Origin of the sequence: Bartonella vinsonii subsp. berkhoffii ATCC 51672 (assembly GCF_902825225.1) — a bacterium.
GTDB classification, from domain to species: Bacteria; Pseudomonadota; Alphaproteobacteria; order Rhizobiales; family Rhizobiaceae; genus Bartonella; species Bartonella berkhoffii.
Genome location: NZ_CADEAK010000263.1, coordinates 1 through 405, shown reverse-complemented (window position 1 = coordinate 405; position 405 = coordinate 1). Strand labels below are relative to the sequence as shown.

The window sequence follows — 405 nt, the reverse complement described above, 5'->3', positions numbered from 1 at the left end:
GCGTAAGAGCCACGCACCCAAGACGGCACCATTGAAGCGTGTGATTTTGACCGCTGACAAGTGCAACAATGCCATGTCAACCAGCAGACAGGCGTTAGCGGTCCCGTGCGCCGTTGGCGTTGTTGCTACACCAGCAGGGAAAAGGCTTTAGCTGCTGCCGCCTCAGAATCAGACCGGCTGAGCCGTAGCATGGGCAGTGGTTCTTTGTCCCTTGAAGGGTGCCCCGAAATCATGTCGGACCAACCACTGCTTCTTCTAGGGTTCCGCCGCGATATCAATGGATCATGGAAAGCCGAAACCGTCCCCCACCGCTAAGGGAAACAAAGCGGCTACACCCCACAAATCACACCTGAGGCACCAGGAAAAGGAAAGGAAAGCAACAAAGAATAGAGGCCGGGCTGGGTC

1 pseudogene is annotated in these 405 nt (G+C 56.0%); it reads left to right on the top strand.

What is annotated here, in order from left to right:
• Window positions 1-6: 6 nt before the first annotated feature.
• Window positions 7-390: pseudogene (locus J7R10_RS09190) on the top strand (late control protein); the annotation flags it as partial.
• Window positions 391-405 lie beyond the last annotated feature (15 nt).